The sequence below is a fragment of the Flavobacterium sp. RSSB_23 genome (genome assembly GCF_051547145.1).
Classification (GTDB): domain Bacteria; phylum Bacteroidota; class Bacteroidia; order Flavobacteriales; family Flavobacteriaceae; genus Flavobacterium.
Window position 1 is genome coordinate 57,456 of sequence record NZ_JBPTTO010000001.1, and the last position, 19,792, is coordinate 77,247.

The 19,792-nt window shown below is 35.4% G+C and carries 20 protein-coding genes; 8 read left to right on the plus strand and 12 right to left on the minus strand.

The features are described from left to right. Window positions 1-14: 14 nt before the first annotated feature. The 5 genes from ACSVH9_RS00255 to ACSVH9_RS00275 all read left to right on the plus strand — a co-directional run bounded on the left by ACSVH9_RS00255 (window position 15) and on the right by ACSVH9_RS00275 (window position 4,459). Window positions 15-893, plus strand: coding sequence for a bifunctional 5,10-methylenetetrahydrofolate dehydrogenase/5,10-methenyltetrahydrofolate cyclohydrolase (locus tag ACSVH9_RS00255; RefSeq protein ID WP_159686821.1), 879 nt, complete (start codon window positions 15-17; stop codon window positions 891-893). Window positions 894-1,119: 226 nt separating this feature from the next. Next, entirely contained in the window at window positions 1,120-2,046 is a 927-nt protein-coding gene (locus ACSVH9_RS00260) for a magnesium transporter CorA family protein (RefSeq protein ID WP_438061969.1), read from the plus strand. Window positions 2,047-2,112: 66 nt separating this feature from the next. Continuing rightward, entirely contained in the window at window positions 2,113-2,727 is a 615-nt protein-coding gene (locus ACSVH9_RS00265) for a hypothetical protein (RefSeq protein ID WP_438061970.1), read from the plus strand. 6 nt (window positions 2,728-2,733) lie between these two features. Further along, window positions 2,734-3,027: a winged helix-turn-helix domain-containing protein gene (locus ACSVH9_RS00270; protein WP_438061971.1), complete on the plus strand. Its 294-nt coding sequence runs from the start codon at window positions 2,734-2,736 to the stop codon at window positions 3,025-3,027. 52 nt (window positions 3,028-3,079) lie between these two features. Further along, window positions 3,080-4,459: a DUF4153 domain-containing protein gene (locus ACSVH9_RS00275; protein ID WP_438061972.1), complete on the plus strand. Its 1,380-nt coding sequence runs from the start codon at window positions 3,080-3,082 to the stop codon at window positions 4,457-4,459. Window positions 4,460-4,503: 44 nt separating this feature from the next. Here ACSVH9_RS00275 and rluF read toward each other — a convergent pair whose 3' ends face one another. The 4 genes from rluF to ACSVH9_RS00295 all read right to left on the minus strand — a co-directional run bounded on the left by rluF (window position 4,504) and on the right by ACSVH9_RS00295 (window position 8,196). Continuing rightward, complete coding sequence (rluF, locus tag ACSVH9_RS00280) at window positions 4,504-5,322, minus strand: 23S rRNA pseudouridine(2604) synthase RluF (RefSeq protein ID WP_438061973.1); 819 nt, start codon at window positions 5,320-5,322, stop codon at window positions 4,504-4,506. 87 nt (window positions 5,323-5,409) lie between these two features. Continuing rightward, entirely contained in the window at window positions 5,410-6,261 is an 852-nt protein-coding gene (locus ACSVH9_RS00285) for an alpha/beta fold hydrolase (protein ID WP_438061974.1), read from the minus strand. Window positions 6,262-6,297: 36 nt separating this feature from the next. Next, entirely contained in the window at window positions 6,298-7,077 is a 780-nt protein-coding gene (locus tag ACSVH9_RS00290; protein ID WP_298295269.1) for a zinc ribbon domain-containing protein, read from the minus strand. 3 nt (window positions 7,078-7,080) lie between these two features. Then, window positions 7,081-8,196: a Nif3-like dinuclear metal center hexameric protein gene (locus ACSVH9_RS00295; protein ID WP_438061975.1), complete on the minus strand. Its 1,116-nt coding sequence runs from the start codon at window positions 8,194-8,196 to the stop codon at window positions 7,081-7,083. A gap of 227 nt (window positions 8,197-8,423) precedes the next feature. On the opposite strand from ACSVH9_RS00295, the gene ACSVH9_RS00300 reads away from it, so the two are divergent. From ACSVH9_RS00300 to ACSVH9_RS00310, 3 genes are read left to right on the plus strand one after another with little or no spacing between them, the layout of a single operon-like run. After that, a complete protein-coding gene (locus tag ACSVH9_RS00300; protein ID WP_438061976.1) occupies window positions 8,424-9,164 on the plus strand; it encodes a hypothetical protein in 741 nt (246 codons plus the stop codon). 55 nt (window positions 9,165-9,219) lie between these two features. Then, on the plus strand, window positions 9,220-10,245 hold the full coding sequence (gene lpxK / locus ACSVH9_RS00305; protein ID WP_438061977.1) for a tetraacyldisaccharide 4'-kinase: 1,026 nt from the start codon (window positions 9,220-9,222) through the stop codon (window positions 10,243-10,245). Next, window positions 10,217-11,029: a purine-nucleoside phosphorylase gene (locus ACSVH9_RS00310; protein ID WP_438061978.1), complete on the plus strand. Its 813-nt coding sequence runs from the start codon at window positions 10,217-10,219 to the stop codon at window positions 11,027-11,029. Before lpxK ends, ACSVH9_RS00310 begins: the two co-directional genes overlap by 29 nt. Here ACSVH9_RS00310 and ACSVH9_RS00315 read toward each other — a convergent pair. The 8 genes from ACSVH9_RS00315 to murB all read right to left on the minus strand — a co-directional run bounded on the left by ACSVH9_RS00315 (window position 11,026) and on the right by murB (window position 19,783). Then, entirely contained in the window at window positions 11,026-13,209 is a 2,184-nt protein-coding gene (locus ACSVH9_RS00315) for an ATP-binding protein (RefSeq protein ID WP_438061979.1), read from the minus strand. The genes ACSVH9_RS00310 and ACSVH9_RS00315 overlap by 4 nt on opposite strands. Then, on the minus strand, window positions 13,209-14,213 hold the full coding sequence (gene gap, locus ACSVH9_RS00320) for a type I glyceraldehyde-3-phosphate dehydrogenase (RefSeq protein ID WP_438061980.1): 1,005 nt from the start codon (window positions 14,211-14,213) through the stop codon (window positions 13,209-13,211). The genes ACSVH9_RS00315 and gap overlap by 1 nt, the downstream gene beginning before the upstream one ends. Before the next feature lie 28 nt (window positions 14,214-14,241). Further along, window positions 14,242-15,111, minus strand: a complete 870-nt coding sequence (gene lipA, locus ACSVH9_RS00325; RefSeq protein ID WP_342692863.1) for a lipoyl synthase — start codon at window positions 15,109-15,111, stop codon at window positions 14,242-14,244. A 124-nt stretch (window positions 15,112-15,235) separates the two neighbouring features. Continuing rightward, window positions 15,236-16,057, minus strand: a complete 822-nt coding sequence (locus ACSVH9_RS00330; RefSeq protein WP_438061981.1) for an energy transducer TonB — start codon at window positions 16,055-16,057, stop codon at window positions 15,236-15,238. Window positions 16,058-16,257: 200 nt separating this feature from the next. After that, window positions 16,258-16,809, minus strand: coding sequence for an RNA polymerase sigma factor (locus tag ACSVH9_RS00335; RefSeq protein ID WP_159686777.1), 552 nt, complete (start codon window positions 16,807-16,809; stop codon window positions 16,258-16,260). Next, complete coding sequence (locus ACSVH9_RS00340) at window positions 16,800-17,906, minus strand: glycosyltransferase (protein ID WP_438061982.1); 1,107 nt, start codon at window positions 17,904-17,906, stop codon at window positions 16,800-16,802. Before ACSVH9_RS00340 ends, ACSVH9_RS00335 begins: the two co-directional genes overlap by 10 nt. A 73-nt stretch (window positions 17,907-17,979) precedes the next feature. Next, entirely contained in the window at window positions 17,980-18,594 is a 615-nt protein-coding gene (locus tag ACSVH9_RS00345) for an FMN-binding negative transcriptional regulator (RefSeq protein WP_438061983.1), read from the minus strand. Window positions 18,595-18,769: 175 nt separating this feature from the next. Further along, window positions 18,770-19,783, minus strand: coding sequence for a UDP-N-acetylmuramate dehydrogenase (gene murB / locus ACSVH9_RS00350; RefSeq protein WP_438061984.1), 1,014 nt, complete (start codon window positions 19,781-19,783; stop codon window positions 18,770-18,772). Window positions 19,784-19,792: the final 9 nt, after the last annotated feature.

Genomic DNA, 19,792 nt, shown 5'->3' on the forward strand with positions numbered 1-19,792 from the left:
AATAAACAGTTCTTATGCAACTACTAGACGGAAAAAAAACATCAGAAGATATTAAGAAAGAAATTGCCATCGAAGTGCAACAAATGAAAGACAATGGGGAGAAAGTGCCTCACTTGGCTGCAGTAATTGTGGGTACAGATGGTGCTAGTTTGACTTACGTAGGTAGTAAAGTACGTTCTTGTCAGCAAATTGGTTTTGAATCAACATTGGTGAGTTTGCCAGAAAGTATTACAGAAGCTGAGTTGTTGTTGAAGATTAAAGAATTGAATGAAGATGATGATTTAGATGGCTACATCGTACAATTACCATTGCCAAAACATATTGATGAACAAAAAATATTAATGGCAATTGACCCTGACAAAGATGTTGATGGCTTCCATCCAGCTAATTTCGGAAAAATGGCACTAGATATGGATACTTTTATTCCTGCTACGCCCTTCGGAATTATGCAATTGTTAGAGCGCTATAAAGTGGATACAGTAGGGAAACATACGGTTGTAATTGGAAGAAGTCATATTGTAGGTCGTCCGATGAGTATCTTGATGAGCCGCAAAGGAAACCCAGGTGATTCAACCGTTACTTTAACGCATAGTAGAACCAAAAATATTGAGGAATTTACTAAAAATGCCGATATCATTATCACCGCATTAGGTGTTCCTAATTATTTGAAAGCGGATATGGTAAAAGACGGCGTTGTTGTTATCGACGTAGGAATCACTAGAGTGGAGGACGCTTCTCATCCAAAAGGATATGTTATCACGGGTGATGTTGATTTTGATGGAGTAAGTAAAAAATCCTCATTCATAACTCCTGTTCCTGGAGGAGTAGGTCCTATGACTATCGCGATGTTGTTGCAAAATACATTATTAGCGAGAAAAATGAGAATGAAGTAATAGTCTTTTATAAAAATGATAAAGCTCAAACGCAAGTTTGGGCTTTTTTTTGTCTTAAGATTTGCATAAATACTGTACTTCAAAGAGCAATTTAAAATTTAAACAATACTTTTGCAACACTTAAAATAAGCAGCCCCAATGGACGATTATTATTCGGAAAAATTGAAAAAATAAAGCTCTTGAAAATCATTTCAAGAAGCTATAACTTAACCTGTAGATTATTGAAATGAAAGCGTTTTACAAAAACAATAACGGATTGTTTGAGTCAAAAGAATGGACTCCTAATTGTTGGATTAATGTTGAATGTCCAACAGAAGATGAAAAAAATTACCTGCTTGAAGAACTAAAGGTTCCCGAAGAATTCTATAATGATATCGAAGATATTGACGAAAGACCCCGTATTGAGATAGAGAACGGTTGGACCTTGATTATCATTAGAATCCCAGTAAATACCAATAATATAAAATTACCTTTCAATACAATTCCAGTTGGAATCGTTTTTAAAGGTGACATTTGTGTGACGATTAGTTTTCATAAAACAGAGATGTTGACGGATTTTGTGGTGTACACACAGCGTAAAGGCAAAAACATCAAAGATAATTTTGACTTAGTTTTGAAATTGCTTTTATCTTCGAGTGTTTGGTACTTAAAGTATTTAAAACAAGTCAATCAAAAGATTAAGCTTGCAGAAGACAATTTGGAAGAGTCTATCAAAAACGAGGAATTGCAAGCGTTACTTCAAATTGAAAAATGCTTAGTATTCTTTATGACTTCTTTAAAAGGAAATGATATTTTACTACATCGAATAAAAAATCTAAAATCCCAAAGAGATTCTTATGACCCTGAATTGTTAGAGGATGTTGAGATTGAGTTGCGTCAAGCACAAGAAACGACAAACATTTATAGCGATATATTGACAGGAATGATGGATGCTTATGCTTCAGTGATATCGAATAATTTAAATGCGATTATGAAGCAAATGACCTCTATCTCTATTATACTAATGATTCCTACTGTAATAGCAAGTTTGTATGGTATGAACGTGCCCAATAATCTCGAAGGCAATGCTTATGGTTTACCAATAGTCATTCTTGTTTCTATCATCTTATCGGTTTTTGGTGTGTTTTTGTTTAAAAAGAAAAGATGGTTTTAAAAAAGGCAACTTTTTCTTTTATATTTCATTTATTTATTTAACTTTGTATTTCAAAGTACTTTTATTATGACTGAAAAGCATCAAGAAGATTTAGTGCATATCCGTTCCATGATGGAGCGTTCTTCCCGTTTTATTTCTTTAAGCGGTTTGTCTGGCGTTTTTGCTGGTTTGTCTGCTCTACTAGGCGGTGTATATGTTTATCAATTGTTTAAAGCCAATGGTATCGAGTATTTTGAAGACAATCATCAGTTGTATTCTACTAGTTTAATAACCAAATTAATCCTTACAGCATTTGTTATCTTGTTCTTTGCACTTGCTTTTGGTATTTTTTTTACAGTTAGAAAAAGTAAAAAATTAAACTTGCCAATCTGGACTTCAGCTACAAAAAATATGCTTTTCAATTTAGCAATTCCTCTAATTGCTGGTGCTGTCTTTTGTTTTGCACTTGTTTATCATCAGATGTTTATTTTGGTAGCGCCTAGTACCTTGATTTTTTATGGTTTAGCCTTGCTAAATGCAGAGAAATATACTTACTCAGATATTAAATACCTAGGATTTTCAGAGGTAATTTTAGGAAGTATTGCTTTGTTTTTTGTAGGATACGGTTTGGTGTTTTGGATTCTCGGTTTCGGTATATTGCACATTTTCTATGGTTTATTATTATTCAAAAAATATAAATAACCATCGATGGGAATTATAGATAAACTAAATAAAGATTTCGAGAGTCGCGTCAGATTAGGCATTATGTCTATTTTGATGGTTAACGATTGGGTAGATTTTACCGAAATGAAATCGCTATTGGATATAACCGATGGAAATTTAGCCAGCCATTCCAGTGCTTTAGAAAAGGGGGAATATATCGAAGTTAAAAAAGAATTTGTTGGTAAGAAACCCAAAACTTCGTATCGAGTAACGAATAAAGGACGTGTTGCCTTTGAACAACACCTCAAAAGTCTTGAAAAATTATTGAAACCTAAATAACTATTTTTTTGTCTAATTACTTTGAAATACAAAGTACTTTTAAATTTTAATTATGAAAAAACACCATTTCATTTTCGCCTCAAGCTTTGTTTTTACCTTGCTTTTTTACAATCAATCTGTTGGTTTAAACCTTGCTATTTTTGGTTTGTTCCTGACAGTAATGATTGTTTATTTTTTTAAAAATCAGTTCGCAAACAAATCCCATTGGTGGCTAGTTTTTACTTCTGTCTTATCTTGTTTGTCGTTTGCTTGGTATGGCGATTTTGCTTCTTTTTTAGCGCTTTTTCTCTCCATTATTATGCTACAATTTAGGACGCAATTGGTCGAGTTAAAATTGATTCAATTAGTCCCATTGATTGTTGTTAATGGATTTGCTTCTTTAGGTCGCCCCTTTTTGTTTTCGCAATGGTTACCTAAACGAGAATTAAAAAATGATTTTGCCAAAAAGTTGATTGCTTATGTGATGATTCCGCTAGTGTTTTTACTGCTATTTTTTATTGTATATTCTTTTGGTAGCGACCATTTTTCGGCACTTTTTACAGACTACACTTTAGATTTGGATATTTTTGAACTGCTTTTAATCGTCTTGATTGGGTTTTATATTTCCTTTAGTTTTTGGAATTATTGGGTTCCCGACATGTCCTATGAACTTAATGAAAAGTTAGCTAATGACTTCGTAATAGCCGAGGAGGTAAATGAACCCACTTTTTCTTTTTTGGATTTAGATTTTGAAAGGAAAAGTGGTGAAATCACTTTGTGGTTGCTTAATACTATGCTTTTGGTTTTTATAGTCACCTACAACTACGAACAATTTTTTGAAGTAACAGCAAGTAGCTCATTGAGTAAAGCGACGCACGAAAGAGTGAATGCGGTTATTTTTTCAACGATTATGGCGGTTGGTGTTTTATTGTTTTACTTTAAAGGTGGTTTTAATTTTGATAAAAAAGCTATTAATCTTAAACGTTTGGCCAAAATTTGGATTGTTTTAAATGCTGTATTAATCATAAGTACGTTTGTTAAGAATTCTGAATATGTTGCTTTTTTTGGTCTGACATACAAAAGATTGGGGGTTTATGCCTTCTTGATTTTGGCTTTTATAGGTTTGGGGTATACTTTCATAAAGATTATTCGTCAAAAGACCAATGCTTATATTTTTAATCAAATGGCGTGGTTTTTTTATGGAACCATTCTGGTGTGTGCTTGTATCAATTGGGGAAATGTAATTACAGTCTACAATATTTCGGTAGGGAAAGGAGTGGAGCCTACTTTTTTATGTAGCTTGAATTTTAATGATGAAGCGAGGGAAAACTATTTTTTAGCGAACAAAATCAATGCTCCTGAGCAATATTCCTATAGACAAGGTTTTGTCCATCAACAAAAAAAGGAATCCTTTTTATCTAAGGTTTTGTATTATGAGTTTATAAAAGACTAAGACATAAATAATAAAACCCAAGACTCTCATCTTGGGTTTTCTATTTAGTATTCTCCTCTTTTCTTAAATCTAGGGTCGTCTTTTTTGATGAATTCGGCTCTTCGTTTTGGAGTTTCAGCTTTAGCTTTAGGCAAACTGGCTTCTTCTGTTTTACTTGAAGGTTCTATTAGCGTATTGAGTTCTTTTATTTCGGCATCGGTTAAATCTCTGTAGCGTCCCACTGGAACATCCAAAGAGATATTAATGATTCGGATTCGCTTCAAAGCAGTTACTTCATACCCTAAATATTCGCACATTCTTCGAATTTGACGATTTAAGCCTTGTGTTAAAATAATTTTGAAGGTGTATTTACTGATTTGCTCTACTTTGCATTTGCGAGTTACTGTTTCCAAAATCGGAATACCGTTACCCATTCTTTGAATGAAACGGTCGGTTATGGGTTTGTTTACGGTAACTGTATATTCTTTCTCGTGGTTGTTTCTAGCACGCAAAATTTTGTTCACAATATCTCCGTCATTGGTCATAAAAATCAAGCCTTCACTGGCTTTGTCCAATCGGCCAATAGGAAAAATACGCTTAGGGTAATTAATGTAATCTACGATATTGTTACGAACTTCTAGATTGGTTGTACACTCAATGCCTACGGGTTTGTTGAAAGCCAAGTACACTAATTTTTCATGCTTTTCGGTAATCAATTTTCCGTCTATGCGTACTTCATCTTGAGGCGAAACTTTAGTTCCCATTTCAGGAACCACACCATTAATGGTTACTCGGCCTTCTTCGATTAGTTTATCGGCTTCACGACGAGAACAATATCCTGTTTCTCCAATGAATTTATTGAGTCGTTTTAGATTTTCTTCCATAATGCAAAAATATAAAATTGAATAGCAGTTTATGGTACTAATACAATTGTTTGTTTTTATAATTAAAATTGTGTTTTGGGAGGATTCTTAGCTCTCTTTTTCGAATAAAAAATCACTTACTTTATGATACAGTTGGTTGTCGTGCATACTGTGTCCCAAACCATTAGTCTCATAGAAAATGGCATCTTTCCAAGTGGCAGCAATTTTTTTAGCTTCTGCAATTTTAACCACAGGGTCTAATGTATCGTGCGCAATAAAACCTTTTGTATCCACTTTTTTAGCAAACAGTTGACTTGAGAATTGATGAATGTCTAACTTAAAATGGTTTAAATAATGATTCTCGATATTTTTAGCAATGGTAGTATTGAGTCGCAATAATTTGATAAAATTGGAAAGTATAATGGTAAAATCACTTGGAGTACCTAAAATCACCATTTTTTTTATCGCTTTGTTTTGATACATCGATTGGTAGTACAAACACGTTTGACCTCCAATGGAATGACCAATAAGGTAATCTGGATTGAATTTTTGAACCGCAAGATGAATGAATGCTGCATATTTTGGAATACTAAATTCTTTACCGCTAGACTGACCGTGGGCAGGTGCATCAATTGCGACAATCGTACTACCAGACTTTTTTAGGAACGGTAATAACTTTTCCCAACGAGAGGCATTGCTTTCCCATCCGTGTACTAATAAAATTATAGTGTCATTCCCTTTCCAAGTATAGGTTTGAAAAAAAGAGTCTTCATAACTTATTTTTTCGGATTGTGCCTGTTGTAGAATCTCAGGAAGTTGTTCGTTATTTAGTTTTCCAGCTCTTGGTTCGCTAAATAAACCATAAGCAATTTTGGTTGCTTTTTTTGGGAACGCAAAACTTAGTAGATTTAGTCCTAAACCTAAGAATTTGATATAAAGATAAAGTGCGGTTTTTTTCATATCAAAAAAGCCTCCTAAAAAGGAGGCTTGTTGGATTTAGATTGTTGAGAACAATTGTTCCATTTTTTCTCTTTCTTCCTCAGCAAGGACACTATCAACCAAGATTCTTCCTGAGTGCTCATCGATGATGATTTTCTTTCTTGCAGCAATTTCAACTTGCGTTTGTGGTGGAATAGTAAAGAATGAACCTGCAGAAGCTCCTCTTTCAATAGAAACTACCGCTAATCCGTTACGAACACTGCTTCTGATTCTGTTGTAAGCAGCCAAAAGACGTGGTTCAATATTCGCTTGATATTCCGCAGATTTTTCAGTTAAAAATTGCTCTTCTTTTTGAGTTTCAGCCATAATAGCTTCTAACTCTGATTTTTTATGTTTTAAATGAGAAGTTTTAGCTTCTAATTTTTCTCTAGAATTAGTGATAACTTCTTTTTTGTGTTCGATAGAAGCTTTCATTTCTTTGATTTGCTTTTCAGCCAATTGAATTTCTAATTCTTGAAACTCTACTTCTTTTGTCAAAGAATTGAATTCGCGATTGTTACGAACCGTTTCTTGTTGTTTGGTGTATTTTTTAATCGCTTCTTTGTGCTCATCGATGGCATTTTTCTTTACTTTAATCAAGTCTTCGATAACCTCAAGATCTGCTTTTAATTTTTCGGTACGAGTGCTTAAACCTGCAACTTCGTCTTCTAAATCTTCCACCTCTAAAGGAAGCTCTCCTCTTACGTTTCTAATTTCGTCAATTCTTGAGTCAATAAGTTGTAAATCGTAGATTGCTCTTAACTTTTCTTCAACACTTAATTCTTTCGTAGTAGCCATATTCTATAAGTACTTAACTGGATTTGTATTTTCTTCTGATAAAATGATTCCGCTTGGTAGCGAGACGGGTGCAAAATTAAGGATTTTTTTTCGAAGATACTCAACAATATAATTTTTTGTATAACGTTCGCTTTCAAAATGTCCGATATCAGCTAAAAGTATCCGATTTTCTGCTTCATAAAACTGATGATATTTCAAATCTGCGGTCAAATAGGCGTCGGCTCCTGCCTGAATGGCTTGTGAAATGGCAAAACTTCCTGCACCACCTAAAACGGCTACTTTTTTGATGGGACGACCCAAAAATGCCGAATGTCGAATGCCTTTTGCTTGCATTTTTTCTTTTACAAAATGCAAAAAGGACGATTCTTCCATCGGTTCTTCTAGTTCACCGACCATTCCTAGTCCGATTTTTTGGTAATTGTTTTGCAAATCATAAATTTCGTAAGCTACTTCTTCGTAGATATGAGTAGCAAATAATGCTTTTAGAATTTTTGACTGCAAATGTTTTTCAAAAACAACTTCTATTTTGGTTTCTGTTCCTGTTGATAAAACGCCTTTTTGCCCTACCACAGGATTGCTGTTTTCGTTGCCTTGATAGGTAAAAGTCCCCTCTGAATTGAAGCTGCAATTATCATAATTACCTATACTTCCGGCGCCTGCTTGAAACAAAGCGTTTCGAACGGCATCTGCATTTTCTCTTATCGTGTAGGTAACTAATTTGCGAATATAGTTTTGTTTGGGAACCAATATTTTGGTGTTTTTTAGTCCCAAGGCATCACAGAAGATTTGATTTACACCTTCAGGATGATTGTCTAAAGCGGTATGTACAGCATATATGGCAATGTCGTTTTTAATCGCTTTTAGAATCGCTTTTTCAACATAATTTTTGCCAGTAATTTTTTTAATGCCCGAAAAAAGAATGGGGTGAAAGCACACGACCAAATTGCAATTTTTGTTAATTGCTTCTGTGATTACATTTTCTAGGGCGTCGTGACAAACCAAAACACCAGTAGCTTCGGCATCTTGGTCACCCACTAATAAGCCTACATTGTCGAAATCTTCTGCATAACCTAGTGGCGCCATTTCTTCGAGTAAAGCAAGGATTTGTTTTATTTTCATTCAAAAGAATTTTGAGTATTAGTTTGATTTGTTTTTCAAAGGGAGTACCTGAAAAGCCTAACAAATATACGCTTTTTAGTTTTTTTATTGAATAATTATAAAAAGGCTATTTGTTCTCTTTTTTTCTTCGAAGAACAAATTTAAATATTCATTAACAGTAAATTAGGATAGTTTTTGAAAGGCAGAACGATAATTGGGTATTTTTGTAGTCTAATTTTTATGTAATTATGAAGCAACTGGCCATTGTTTTTGGGCTTTTATTTTTTTCTTTAGGAAAGGCACAAACCACTACTTTGTTAAGAGGAAAGGTGATGAGTGATACATTGGCAGTAAGTGGCATAGAGGTAATTAATTTGAATACTGAGCAAAGTACCAAAACCGATAGTCGAGGTTTTTTTGTGATTTCTGCCAAAAATAAAGACGTTTTGGCGTTCTATTCAAAAGAGTACATTTTTAAAAAAGTCGTTGTTATTCCCGAATATTTTAAAATGGAGCTATGGGAGGTTAAACTTGTCAAATCGGCAATAGAATTGGATGAAGTAGTTGTTAAAAATACCAAATTGAATGTCCCTAAGTTTACTTATGAGCAAGCGGCTGCAGCTCGAATTGATAAACAAGCTGCTAATCCAAAAAATCCTTTTGTTTATGATGGTACCATTACCAACGGGATGGATATTAATGAAATTGGAAGAAAAATAATTAGTCTTTTCAAAAATCCAGAGAAACCAAAACGAAAAAAACAGCCTGAGGAAGATTTCATAGCTTATGCTAAAGCTAGTATTGACGAGTCTTTTTATAAGCAGAAGCTTGGTCTTCAGAAAAATGAAATAGATAATTTCTTAAGCTATTGCAAAGAAGACCCTGAATCAAAAAAAGTTTTTATAAACAAAGATGAATTGACTTTGTTGGATTTTTTACTCAAGAAACAAAAAGCATATCTAGAGTTAATTCGTGAGAATAATAAGTAATGACTTTTTCTTAGATGATGCATCTCAAATGCTCAATTTGTTATAATTTCGTAGTATGAAATTACTCCGAATATTACTTTTTCCTTTTGCTGTTGTATATGGCGTTATTACTACTATCCGAAATTTTCTTTTTGATATCGGATTTTTAAAATCGTATTCGTTTTCAATACCCATTATAGCTGTTGGTAATTTAAGTGTTGGCGGAACGGGCAAGACCCCACAAATTGAATATTTGATTCGGTTGCTTTCGAGCAAATACAGTGTGGCAACTTTGAGTCGAGGGTATAAGCGACAATCTAAAGGTTTTCTTCTAGCGGATTCATCTGTAAATGCAGCGATTTTGGGAGATGAACCTTTTCAGTTTTTTCAAAAGTTTCCTGCTATTCAAGTAGCTGTAGACGCTGACAGGAGAAATGGTATCGAGCAATTGTTGTCTCAAAAAAAATCTCCTGAAATTATTTTATTAGATGATGCTTATCAACACCGCAAAGTAAAAGCAGGTTTTTATATTCTATTAACGGCTTACGGAGATATTTATGCCAATGACTATATATTGCCAACAGGAAACTTAAGAGAAAGTAGAAGGGGTGCCCAAAGAGCAGCGATTGTAGTGGTAACCAAATGTCCAAAAAACCTTTCTTCCTCGGAACAAATAAGGATAAAAAACCAACTCAAGTTAGTCGATAATCAGCAATTATATTTTACCTTTATTGATTATGAGGATTCGGTTTACTCAAAAGAGACCAAGCTAAAATTGGCCGATTTAGAAAATGAATCCAAATTGCTTTTGGCAGGAATTGCAAAACCGGAATCTTTTTTTGAGCAGCTCAAAGCAGAGGATGATGAATGTTTGATATTTCCAGACCATCACCATTTTAGCGAAAGCGAAATTAGCGCTATTCAAAAGCAAGCCAAGGGTAGAAAAATTATTACCACCGAAAAAGATTATGTTCGATTGAAAGATTCCATTCTTTCTGAACAATTGTATTATTTACCAATTCGAAGTTCTTTTATCTGTAATGAAAAAGAATTCGACCAAACCATTTTAGATTATGTGGGAACAAGTTCAAGAAACCGTTAGTTTTATTCAAAATAAAATCAATTTTGCACCTGAGTATGGGGTGATTTTAGGTTCAGGATTAGGAAGTTTTACAGAAGAATTGGAAATTGTGTACACGTTGCCGTATACCGAAATTCCAAATTTTCCAGTATCAACAGTGCAAGGTCATAAAGGAGCCTTGGTGTTTGGAACGATTGGAGGCAAAAAGGTAGTGGCGATGCAAGGGCGCTTCCATTTTTATGAAGGCTATTCAATGAAGGAAGTGACCTTTCCTGTTCGAGTGATGAAATATTTAGGCATAACCAAATTAATTGTTTCTAATGCTTCGGGAGGAGTAAATTCTGAGTATCAAGTTGGTTCAATAGTGGTATTGAAAGACCATATCAATTTCTTACCAGAGCATCCTTTACGTGGGAAAAATGACGAACGGTTTGGTCCTCGTTTTGTCAATATGAGTGAACCTTATAGCCGAAAAATGATTGCTCACGCTGCGTCTTTGGCGGAGCAATTAGCCATCAAAGTGCATATCGGAATATATTTAGGTTTGCAAGGGCCTACTTTTGAAACTTTGGCTGAATATAAAATGGTGAAAATTCTAGGCGCAGATTGTGTTGGAATGTCAACTGTGCCAGAGGTTATCGTAGCCCGTCATATGGATGTCGAGACTTTTGGGGTTTCCGTTATAACCGATATGGGGGATGCTGATAGTATTGATACCATTTCACACGACGAAGTCCTCGAAGCAGCCAAAGGTGCTGAGCCTAAAGTCAGACAATTAATTAGAGAATTGATTCTGACCTATTAATTAGCAATGTATTTTGATATGATAGTGTAAAATTCTTCTGGTATGAATGGTTTGGTAATCACATCATTCATGCCGTAAGAAAGTAGTGTTTCTCTATTTTCGTCTAGTGAAATTGCAGTCAAGGCTATAATTGGGACAGTATTATCAAATTCTCGAATTTGTTTGGTGGCTTCGGTGCCATTAATGCCTGGTAAATGCACATCCATTAAGACCAAGTCGTATTCGTGGTTGTGCATCAATTTAACAGCATCTTCTCCATTGTCTATAATGATGCAAACAATTCCTTTATTCTCAAGCATTTTCTTGGTAATCATTTGGTTGATTTTGTTGTCTTCTACCAATAATATTTTTTTGCTTCTGAATTGCTCCTCATCGTAGTTCGTCACTTTTTCTGTAACCTCTTCTAAACTTTCTGCTATTTTAAATGGTAAGCTAAACGAAAAAGTCGACCCTTTTCCTTCTTCACTCACCAGCTTTATTTTTCCACCCAAGACTTTGACTAGTTTTTTTACAATGGTTAATCCTAACCCTGTTCCACCGTATTTTCTGTTGATTTCTACCGAACCTTGAGAGAAGTTTTCAAAGACTAATTCGAGTTTATCCTGTGGGATTCCAATTCCAGTATCGATAATTTGAAAGTTGATTTTAGCTTTGTCGCCTTTAATTTTGATTAAATTAGCTACGATAGTAACCGTTCCGTCGTGGGTAAATTTCAAAGCATTATTGATTAAATTCAAAAATACTTGCGAAAGTTTTGTGGGGTCGCCAATGAGATAATTCGGAATATTGTTATCAAATTCTAAATTGAATTCGTTGTTGTTAGTTAAAGCAAATTTGTTTAGTGAGCTTTGAATATTTTCTAATAACTCTTTTAAGTGAAACGAGATGCTCTCTAGTTCAATTTTATTGGACTCGATTTTGTTAATCTCAAGAATTTCATTGATGAAAGTCGCTAAATAATTACCTGAAAATTGAAGCGATGCCAAATAATTCAACTGCGATTTTTTAGGTTTTTCCTCTAGTAACAAATGGGTGATTCCGTTGATGGCATTGAGTGGTGTTCGCAATTCGTGGCTTACAGTGGAGAGGAATTCAGCTCTGGCTTTAGAAGCTTTTTCTGCATTGTTTTTGGCAATGATTAATTCTTGATTTTTTTCTTTCAAGAGCTTGTTGCTTTCGTTTCTGATGATGTTGTTTTTGTACAAGGACAAACTCAAAAGTGACAAAATCGTGATTAGAGCAATGGCTAAAATGTTTATTAGTTTAGAGTACTTATTAGCATCTTCTGCTTGTTGTTGCTCTTTGTTTTTCTTTATGATGGCTTTGTAAGCTTCATCACGCTTGAATTGTTTGAAGTTTTCTTGATTTTGCTTTGCGTTGATGATTTCGGCCAAATGCATTTTGAGTAAATGATATTCTTCCAAGTAAGAATAGGCTTGGTCAAAATTTCGCATTCCTTTGTAGCATTTGCTGAGTTGTAGCAGGGTGTTTTCCTTACTTTTTAGGTTTTTGGTGGTTTTATTCAATGCCAAAGCTTTTTCCAAAAGAGCAAGTGCTTCTGGATATTTTTTGTTTTGAAGCGTTATAATTCCAGTATACAGATAGACTGCTTCTATGTTGTTTTTTTCAGTAGCAGGGTCTGAATTAGAAAGAACTCTGTCGAAATTAACAGCCGCAATATCGTATTGATTGTTGCTGAAATATAGTTTTGCCTTTCTTAAAAGCAATAAATTGACCTTTTTTTTGAGTGCGGGCGTAATCGGTAAATTGTCCGCTTTTGCAAATGAAAGGGATGCTTTGTTCCAATCTTTTTTCTCAATAGCACAATAACCTACAAAATAGATGGCTTTGAATTTATTGAAATCCGCTGGGTTTTTGGTGTTCAGTTGAAAGCTTTGTTCAAAATAATTTTGGGCCTCATTGTATTTTTTTAAATCAAAATACAGCTTACCAAGCACAAAGTTTCTTTCGATTTGTGCTTCAATATTTTTGGTAGTTTGACTGTATTTTAGCGATTTATTTGCAAAATGAAGGGCTTTCTCGTAATTGTGAATTTTGAAATTGTATTGTGATAAATTATGATAAATAGAAATACTGTCGATGATTTGTGTAGTGGTAGTAGATAGCATAGTGCTACTGACCAATAATAGAATCCAAAAGTATTTTATTTGTTGTTTCATTAGTTGTATTCCTGTTTTGTGTGTAAAATCAAATCAATAATTCTTGAGGAATAGCCTATTTCATTGTCATACCAGCCAACAACTTTTACCATTTTGTCTATCACAGAAGTTAGCTGACCGTCAAAAAGACAAGAGTGGGTGTTGCCCAGAATATCTACAGAAACGATAGGGTCTTCAGTGTAATCTAGAATTCCTTTCAGTTCATTTTGAGAGGCATTCTTAAAAGCTTTGTTGATTTCTTCAATCGAAACGGCTCTTTTTACATTAAAAGTTATATCAGTTAGAGAACCATCAGGAACGGGAACACGAATACCACAACCTCCAATTTTGCCTTCCAATTTAGGAAAAATTTTTGTGAGTGCTTTGGCTGCACCTGTTGTCGTGGGGACGATAGATTGACTTGCACCACGAGCTCTTCTTAAGTCTTTGTGGGGTTGGTCATGTAGGCTCTGGTCGGTTGTATAGGAGTGGATAGTAGTGATATAAGCTTGCTCAATACCGCATAATTCATCAATAATTTGAATCATAGGTGCGGCATTGTTTGTGGTGCAACTAGCATTCGATATAATGGTTTCGGTTCCATCAAGAATGTGGTCGTTTACACCTAAAACCACCGTTTTTATTTGTTCTACTTCGGCGGGAGCAGACAAAATTACTTTTTTGGCACCTGCTAAAATATGTGCATTAATCTCGTCGAAAGTTTTGTATTTACCAGTAGATTCAATGACATAGTCAATGTTGTGTTTTTTCCAGTCCAGATTGGCTATGTTTTTTTCATTAAAAAACAAGTAATGTTTGTCGGCAATGATAAGACCAGTAGTGTCGTGACTTACTTTTTCAGGTAAGATTCCGTGAATACTGTCGTATTTTATCAAGTGAGCCATTGTTGCTACATCGGCAATGTCGTTTATAGCGACAACTTCTATGGTAGGATGGTTGACCAAAAGGCGGAATAAATTACGTCCAATCCGTCCAAAACCATTAATTGCAATTCTTGTTTTCAATTCTGTGTGTGGTATTTTGAAAATCCTTTTATAAAATATGTTTTTGTGCTTTGTAAGAAGAACGAACGAGCGGTCCGCTTTCTACGTGTCTGAAGCCAAGTTCTAAAGCATAGGCTTCGTATTTAGCAAATTGTTCTGGCGTGATAAATTCTTTTACAGGAAGGTGTTTTTTGCTAGGTTGAAGGTATTGACCAATGGTAACAACGTCTACTTTAGCTTCGCGTAAATCTCTAAGTGTTTGAAAAACTTCCTCTTCTTGTTCTCCAAGACCTAACATAATTCCAGATTTGGTTCTGTTGATGCCTTTTTCTTTTAAATAACGCAGTACTTCTAGGCTACGGTCGTATTTGGCTTGGATACGCACTTCACGAGTCAATCTTCGCACAGTTTCTACATTGTGAGAAACCACTTCTGGGTTGGCTTCAACAATGCGGTCAATGTTTCTTTCTATGCCTTGAAAATCTGGGATAAGTGTTTCCAGTGTGGTGTTTGGATTCATTCTGCGAATCGCTTTTACGGTTTCGTTCCAAATGATAGAACCGCCATCTTTTACATCATCTCTGTCTACACTGGTGATTACAGCGTGTTTGATGTTCATTATTTTTATTGACCGTGCTACTTTTTCAGGTTCGTCCCAGTCAATGGTTTCTGGCCTTCCTGTTTTTACACCACAAAAACCACAAGAACGAGTACAAATGTTTCCTAAAATCATAAATGTAGCGGTTCCTTCTCCCCAGCATTCTCCCATATTTGGGCAGCTTCCTGAAGTGCAAATGGTATTTAAACTGTATTTATCAACTAATCCACGTAGTTCGGTATATTTTTGTCCAATCGGCAATTTTACTTTTAACCATTTTGGTTTGCCTACTGGTAAGGTGTTATCTGTTAAGGTTTCCATATCTTCATTTTTTCAGAGTCACAAAGATAGGGCAAAGTTATATGTAAAAAAAGGAAGTTAACACATCAGTTTTTGGGAGAATTTTGCATAAAAAAAGCAGAACATTTTGTTCTGCTTTTTGAAGTTATTCTGCTTTGATGACTATGGGTAGGGTGTAGGCGGTGCGCATAGGTTTACCGTTTAAAATTCCGGGTGTCCATTTGGTTTTTAAAGATTTCAAAACTCGAATGGCTTCTTGTCCTAATCCATAACCAGGGTCTTTTAACACGCGGATATCAGTCAAACTTCCGTCTTTTTCGATTACAAAAGCTACCGATATACGGATGGTTTCTAATCCTTCGATATCTGGTTTTGCAAAGTTATTCCCTACGTAGCTATAGAATTTTTTCATTCCACCAGGAAATTCTGGTGATTTGTCTAGTATAGCGGTGTTAACAATGCTATTATTAGGTACTTCTACTTCAGGGGTTGTGCCTTGTGTTGCTGTGTTCACCGTTCCAGTTGTAGCCTCTCCTGTAACAGCAGTTGTCGTATTCGATTGTGAAAACTCATTGTTTTTTGGAACGTCTGGAGTAGCTGTTTGAGCATCCACAACTTGTGGATTGGTCATGTTTTGGGCGGTTACTACATTTTCTACAGGATTTTTTACCGTTGGGAGTGCTGTTTTTTTAACAGGCTCTTCAGGTGTCACCGGAATGATGTCATCTAAATCTATAGGTCGTATTTCAAATTCTGGAATTTCAGGTGCAACGATGGTATTTGGACTTAGTTTGTTAATGACCATAGCAATGCAGACGATAGTAGTAATTAATAAAACTCCAAGAAAAAAAGCAGATACCGTGTTTTTGGTACTTTCTTGTCGTAATTGATAGGCTCCATAAGTTTTGTTTTTGTCTTCAAAAACAAGGTCAATCCAGCGGCTTTCGTAAATACTTAATTTAGACATGGTGTATAGTTTTAGAGGTTAAGTAACTATAGAATCATAAGCAGTATTTTTATATTTAACAACGTTAATAAGTATTGTCTTATTGTGTTAAATTATAAAAATAATTTCAAGTATTTAACTTTATTAGTGCAAAATGTATTGTGATTGCTTGTTTTTATTGAAAAAAAATTGAAGGAATGAAGTTTTGTTTTTTGATTAAACTAGCGTTTTTGCTGGATAATTTCTGCTAGTAACTTTTTAGCTCTCAGGAGTTTAATTTTTACATTACTAATGGGTTCGTCAATTTTAGTAGCGATTTCTTGGTAACTTAATTCTTGAAAATAACGCAATTGAATGACTTCTTGGTAATGTGGTTTTAATTCTTTGATGAATTGTAGTAAACGAGATAAATTTTGTTCCGTAATCAGTTCGTCTTCTGCTGATGGAGTAGTGTCAGCAATATTTTGAGCTTGTCTGTCTTGTTCTTCGGTGATTTCTACGAAAAGATTGGATTTTTTTTTGCGCAATAAGTCGATGTGGACATTTTTTGCGATAGCAATTAGCCAAGTATTGAATTGAAATTCGCTGTTATAGGTGCTAATTTTATCGAACGCTTTAGAGAATGTTTCTATAGTGATGTCTTCCGCATCGGTTTCGTTTTCGGTTCTTTTGAGCATAAAGCCGTATACCTCATTCCAGTAGTGGTCTAGCAAGAAAGTGAAGGCAATTTGGTCCCCTTTTTTAGCTTTTTCAATTTTTTTATTTATTTCCAATGTACAGGTTTTGAGAAAATATTGGTAATAAAGATATTAATTTGTGTGAATATAAGCCAAAATTCAAGAACAGGATACCAATAGATGATGTCTTTTTCTTTTAGTTTTTTGGCGCCTAATCCAAAGCTAATCCAAGTGAATAAATATCGGAAAGCAACTAGGCTTGCAACGATTATCCATTCAAATTGAAAAGCTAGTAATACAATAGCAGTTATTATGAAAAGTAATTGCGAACAATAAAAGACACCAAGTTGGAATTGGTCTCCCCATTTGTAATGTTCAGCGGTAGCTGCGTGTCTTCTTTTTTGTTTGAACCATTCTTTGAATGTTTTTTTAGGCTCAGAATACGTAAAACTTTCGGGAGTGTAAGCAATGGTTGTATTTTCTTTATTGGCTGCTTGATTTACAAATAAATCATCGTCGCCAGAGCGCACTTGAATGTGGTCAATAAATCCGTTTACATCAAAAAAGACTTCTCTTTTATAAGCTAAATTTCGTCCAACGCCCATATATGGACGTCCAGCTTTTGCCCACGAAAAGTATTGTATTGCTGTTAATACGGTTTCGTAGCGTATGATTTTGTTTAAAAAAGAATTGGCGACTTTGGTATAACCTCCATAGCCTAAAACTATTTTTTTGTCACGGTCAAAATGAGCGGACATATTGGTAATCCAGTCTTTGGTAAGCGGGAAGCAATCGGCATCTGTGAATAGCAAATGCTCGTATTTTGCGGCTTTAATCCCTAAGGTCAAAGCGTATTTTTTATTGCCCCAAAAAGCTTCGTTGTTTTTTACTTTTACTAATCGAATGTTGGGATATTGTTGTTCGAAGGCTTCGAAAACCTCTAATGTTTCGTCGCTGGAAGCGTCATCTATCAGCACTAATTCAAAGGTTGGATAGTCTTGTTGTGCAAGAATAGGAATGTATTCTTTTACGTTTTCTTCTTCATTTTTGGCACAAACGATTACCGAAATAGGAATGTTTTTTGGGGTAACTGCTTCTGGTTTTGTGAAGGAAAATTTACTAAAAATACCGATATAGTATACAAATTGTATTACAATTAAGGTGATAAAAAAGTATAGTAGATATAAAAACATTGTACTAATTGGTTTCTGATAAGATGGCTGCAAAGTTAATTATCAATTGTAAACTTTCCATACAATCGGTCATTTACTTTCTTAATTTTTTCATTTCTTCTGCAACGGCAATAGCTGAAGATGATTGCGTTTTTTCTAGCTCTTGAATTATGTTTTTGTAATTGTGTTCGTCGCGATTTTGAGACATTTTTTGTGTCGCTTCAATCTGAGTGATTTCAATTTCAAAACCTATCACGCCCTTGGCTTGTCGCATCGTAGCTTTGGACAACTCACTGACTTTTACCGGACAGGCTGAAGCTTGTTCGTATTTGTCTACCAATTTTGTTAGAGAATCGATTAGGGCTTCTCCGTGAATGATTTTTACTTTTCCATATACGTGAACGGCGGTGTAATTCCAAGTAGGGACGTTTTCGTGGTCGTACCAAGAAGACGAAATGTAAGCGTGCGGACCCGTAAAAACAGCCAAAACTTCCGTATTGTCTTCAAAAGCGCTGCCTTGTGGGTTTTCTTTGGAGAGGTGACCGTGCAAGATTTCTTTTCCTTCGCTATTATAATCCAATTCCATTGGGATGTGCGTTGCCCACAATTTTCCGTTGGTTTGATTGATTAATATACCAAAAGCATTTTCTTTTAGAAAGGCGCGAATGCTATCGGGATTTTCTAGTTGGTAAATATCGGGTGTGTACATTTTTTGGAATTTTTAGATGTTTACAAAAATGCCTTTTGTGGCTCGCTAGCCCCGATTGCAGCGGAAATCCTTTTGTGCCGGGGTTCGGCACAAAAGATTACTTCGTCAATTCGCTATCGCTCGGGTATAGCGAAAAGCGGGAACCTTGTTTCCTGAATAGCCTATTGTTTCGCTCCTAAATGATATTCACTTCGGCTTCGATGTGGATGCCAAAGGTGTTGAAAATGGTTTCTTGGATGTTTTTGGAGACCGCCACGATTTCTTGACCCGTTGCGTTGCCGTAATTGACCAGCACTAGCGCCTGATTTTTGTGGATTCCGGCGTCGCCAAAGCGTTTGCCTTTGAAACCCGCTTGCTCGATTAGCCAACCAGCAGGTACTTTGACCTCGGTTGGTGAGACCTCAAAAAAGCGCATTTCGGGGAATTTTTTATGAATGCTTTCGAAATCCGCTTTCGGAAGGATTGGGTTTTTGAAGAAACTACCACTGTTGCCTAATTCTTTTGGGTCGGGTAATTTGCTTTGTCGGATGGCGATTACGGCGTTGCTCACGTCTTTTAGCGTGGGTTGCGTAATGCCATTTTTGGCTAATTCTCCAGTAATATCGCCATAAGAGGTGTTGATGTGGTGATTTGTTTTGGTTAATTTGAAAACCACACTAGTGATTACGAATTGCCCTTTTACTTCGTTTTTGAAAATACTTTCGCGGTATCCAAAATGGCAATCGGCATTGGTGAAACTTTTGATTTCTTGAGTGGCTATGTGCATAGCGTTGCACGAAACAAAAGTGTCCTTGATTTCGGTGCCGTAAGCGCCAATATTTTGAACGGGAGTGGTGCCTACATTACCCGGAATAAGCGACATATTTTCTAGTCCGCCAAAATCTTGGTCGATGGTCCAAAGTACGAACTCGTGCCAGTTTTCGCCAGCTTGGGCTTCCACCCAAACAAAATCGTCATTGGCATCGATTATTTTTTTTCCTTTCAAATCGATGTGGATGACCAAAGCGTCAATGTCTTGGGTCAACAACATATTGCTGCCTCCACCCAAAATGAATTTTTTTTCGTTGGGATGCTGTGCTAACACTTGTTGTAGCTCTTCTGTAGAGTGAACGGCAACGAATTGTTTGGCTTTGGCTTCAATGCCAAAAGTGTTGTATTTTTTTAATGAAAAATTTTCGAGGATTTCCATAGGGAGTAG

What these genes read in the sequence shown, in the direction of transcription:
- ACSVH9_RS00265 (WP_438061970.1), top strand. Translation starts at nt 2,113, where the DNA reads ATGACTGAAAAGCATCAAGAAGATTTAGTGCATATCCGTTCCATGATG.
- murB (WP_438061984.1), bottom strand. Translation starts at nt 19,783, where the DNA reads ATGGAAATCCTCGAAAATTTTTCATTAAAAAAATACAACACTTTTGGC.
- ACSVH9_RS00275 (WP_438061972.1), top strand. Translation starts at nt 3,080, where the DNA reads ATGAAAAAACACCATTTCATTTTCGCCTCAAGCTTTGTTTTTACCTTG.
- ACSVH9_RS00255 (WP_159686821.1), top strand. Translation starts at nt 15, where the DNA reads ATGCAACTACTAGACGGAAAAAAAACATCAGAAGATATTAAGAAAGAA.
- lpxK (WP_438061977.1), top strand. Translation starts at nt 9,220, where the DNA reads ATGAAATTACTCCGAATATTACTTTTTCCTTTTGCTGTTGTATATGGC.
- rluF (WP_438061973.1), bottom strand. Translation starts at nt 5,322, where the DNA reads ATGGAAGAAAATCTAAAACGACTCAATAAATTCATTGGAGAAACAGGA.
- ACSVH9_RS00290 (WP_298295269.1), bottom strand. Translation starts at nt 7,077, where the DNA reads ATGGCTACTACGAAAGAATTAAGTGTTGAAGAAAAGTTAAGAGCAATC.
- ACSVH9_RS00270 (WP_438061971.1), top strand. Translation starts at nt 2,734, where the DNA reads ATGGGAATTATAGATAAACTAAATAAAGATTTCGAGAGTCGCGTCAGA.
- ACSVH9_RS00300 (WP_438061976.1), top strand. Translation starts at nt 8,424, where the DNA reads ATGAAGCAACTGGCCATTGTTTTTGGGCTTTTATTTTTTTCTTTAGGA.
- ACSVH9_RS00345 (WP_438061983.1), bottom strand. Translation starts at nt 18,594, where the DNA reads ATGTACACACCCGATATTTACCAACTAGAAAATCCCGATAGCATTCGC.
- ACSVH9_RS00310 (WP_438061978.1), top strand. Translation starts at nt 10,217, where the DNA reads ATGTGGGAACAAGTTCAAGAAACCGTTAGTTTTATTCAAAATAAAATC.
- ACSVH9_RS00285 (WP_438061974.1), bottom strand. Translation starts at nt 6,261, where the DNA reads ATGAAAAAAACCGCACTTTATCTTTATATCAAATTCTTAGGTTTAGGA.
- ACSVH9_RS00340 (WP_438061982.1), bottom strand. Translation starts at nt 17,906, where the DNA reads ATGTTTTTATATCTACTATACTTTTTTATCACCTTAATTGTAATACAA.
- lipA (WP_342692863.1), bottom strand. Translation starts at nt 15,111, where the DNA reads ATGGAAACCTTAACAGATAACACCTTACCAGTAGGCAAACCAAAATGG.
- ACSVH9_RS00330 (WP_438061981.1), bottom strand. Translation starts at nt 16,057, where the DNA reads ATGTCTAAATTAAGTATTTACGAAAGCCGCTGGATTGACCTTGTTTTT.
- ACSVH9_RS00295 (WP_438061975.1), bottom strand. Translation starts at nt 8,196, where the DNA reads ATGAAAATAAAACAAATCCTTGCTTTACTCGAAGAAATGGCGCCACTA.
- ACSVH9_RS00315 (WP_438061979.1), bottom strand. Translation starts at nt 13,209, where the DNA reads ATGAAACAACAAATAAAATACTTTTGGATTCTATTATTGGTCAGTAGC.
- ACSVH9_RS00260 (WP_438061969.1), top strand. Translation starts at nt 1,120, where the DNA reads ATGAAAGCGTTTTACAAAAACAATAACGGATTGTTTGAGTCAAAAGAA.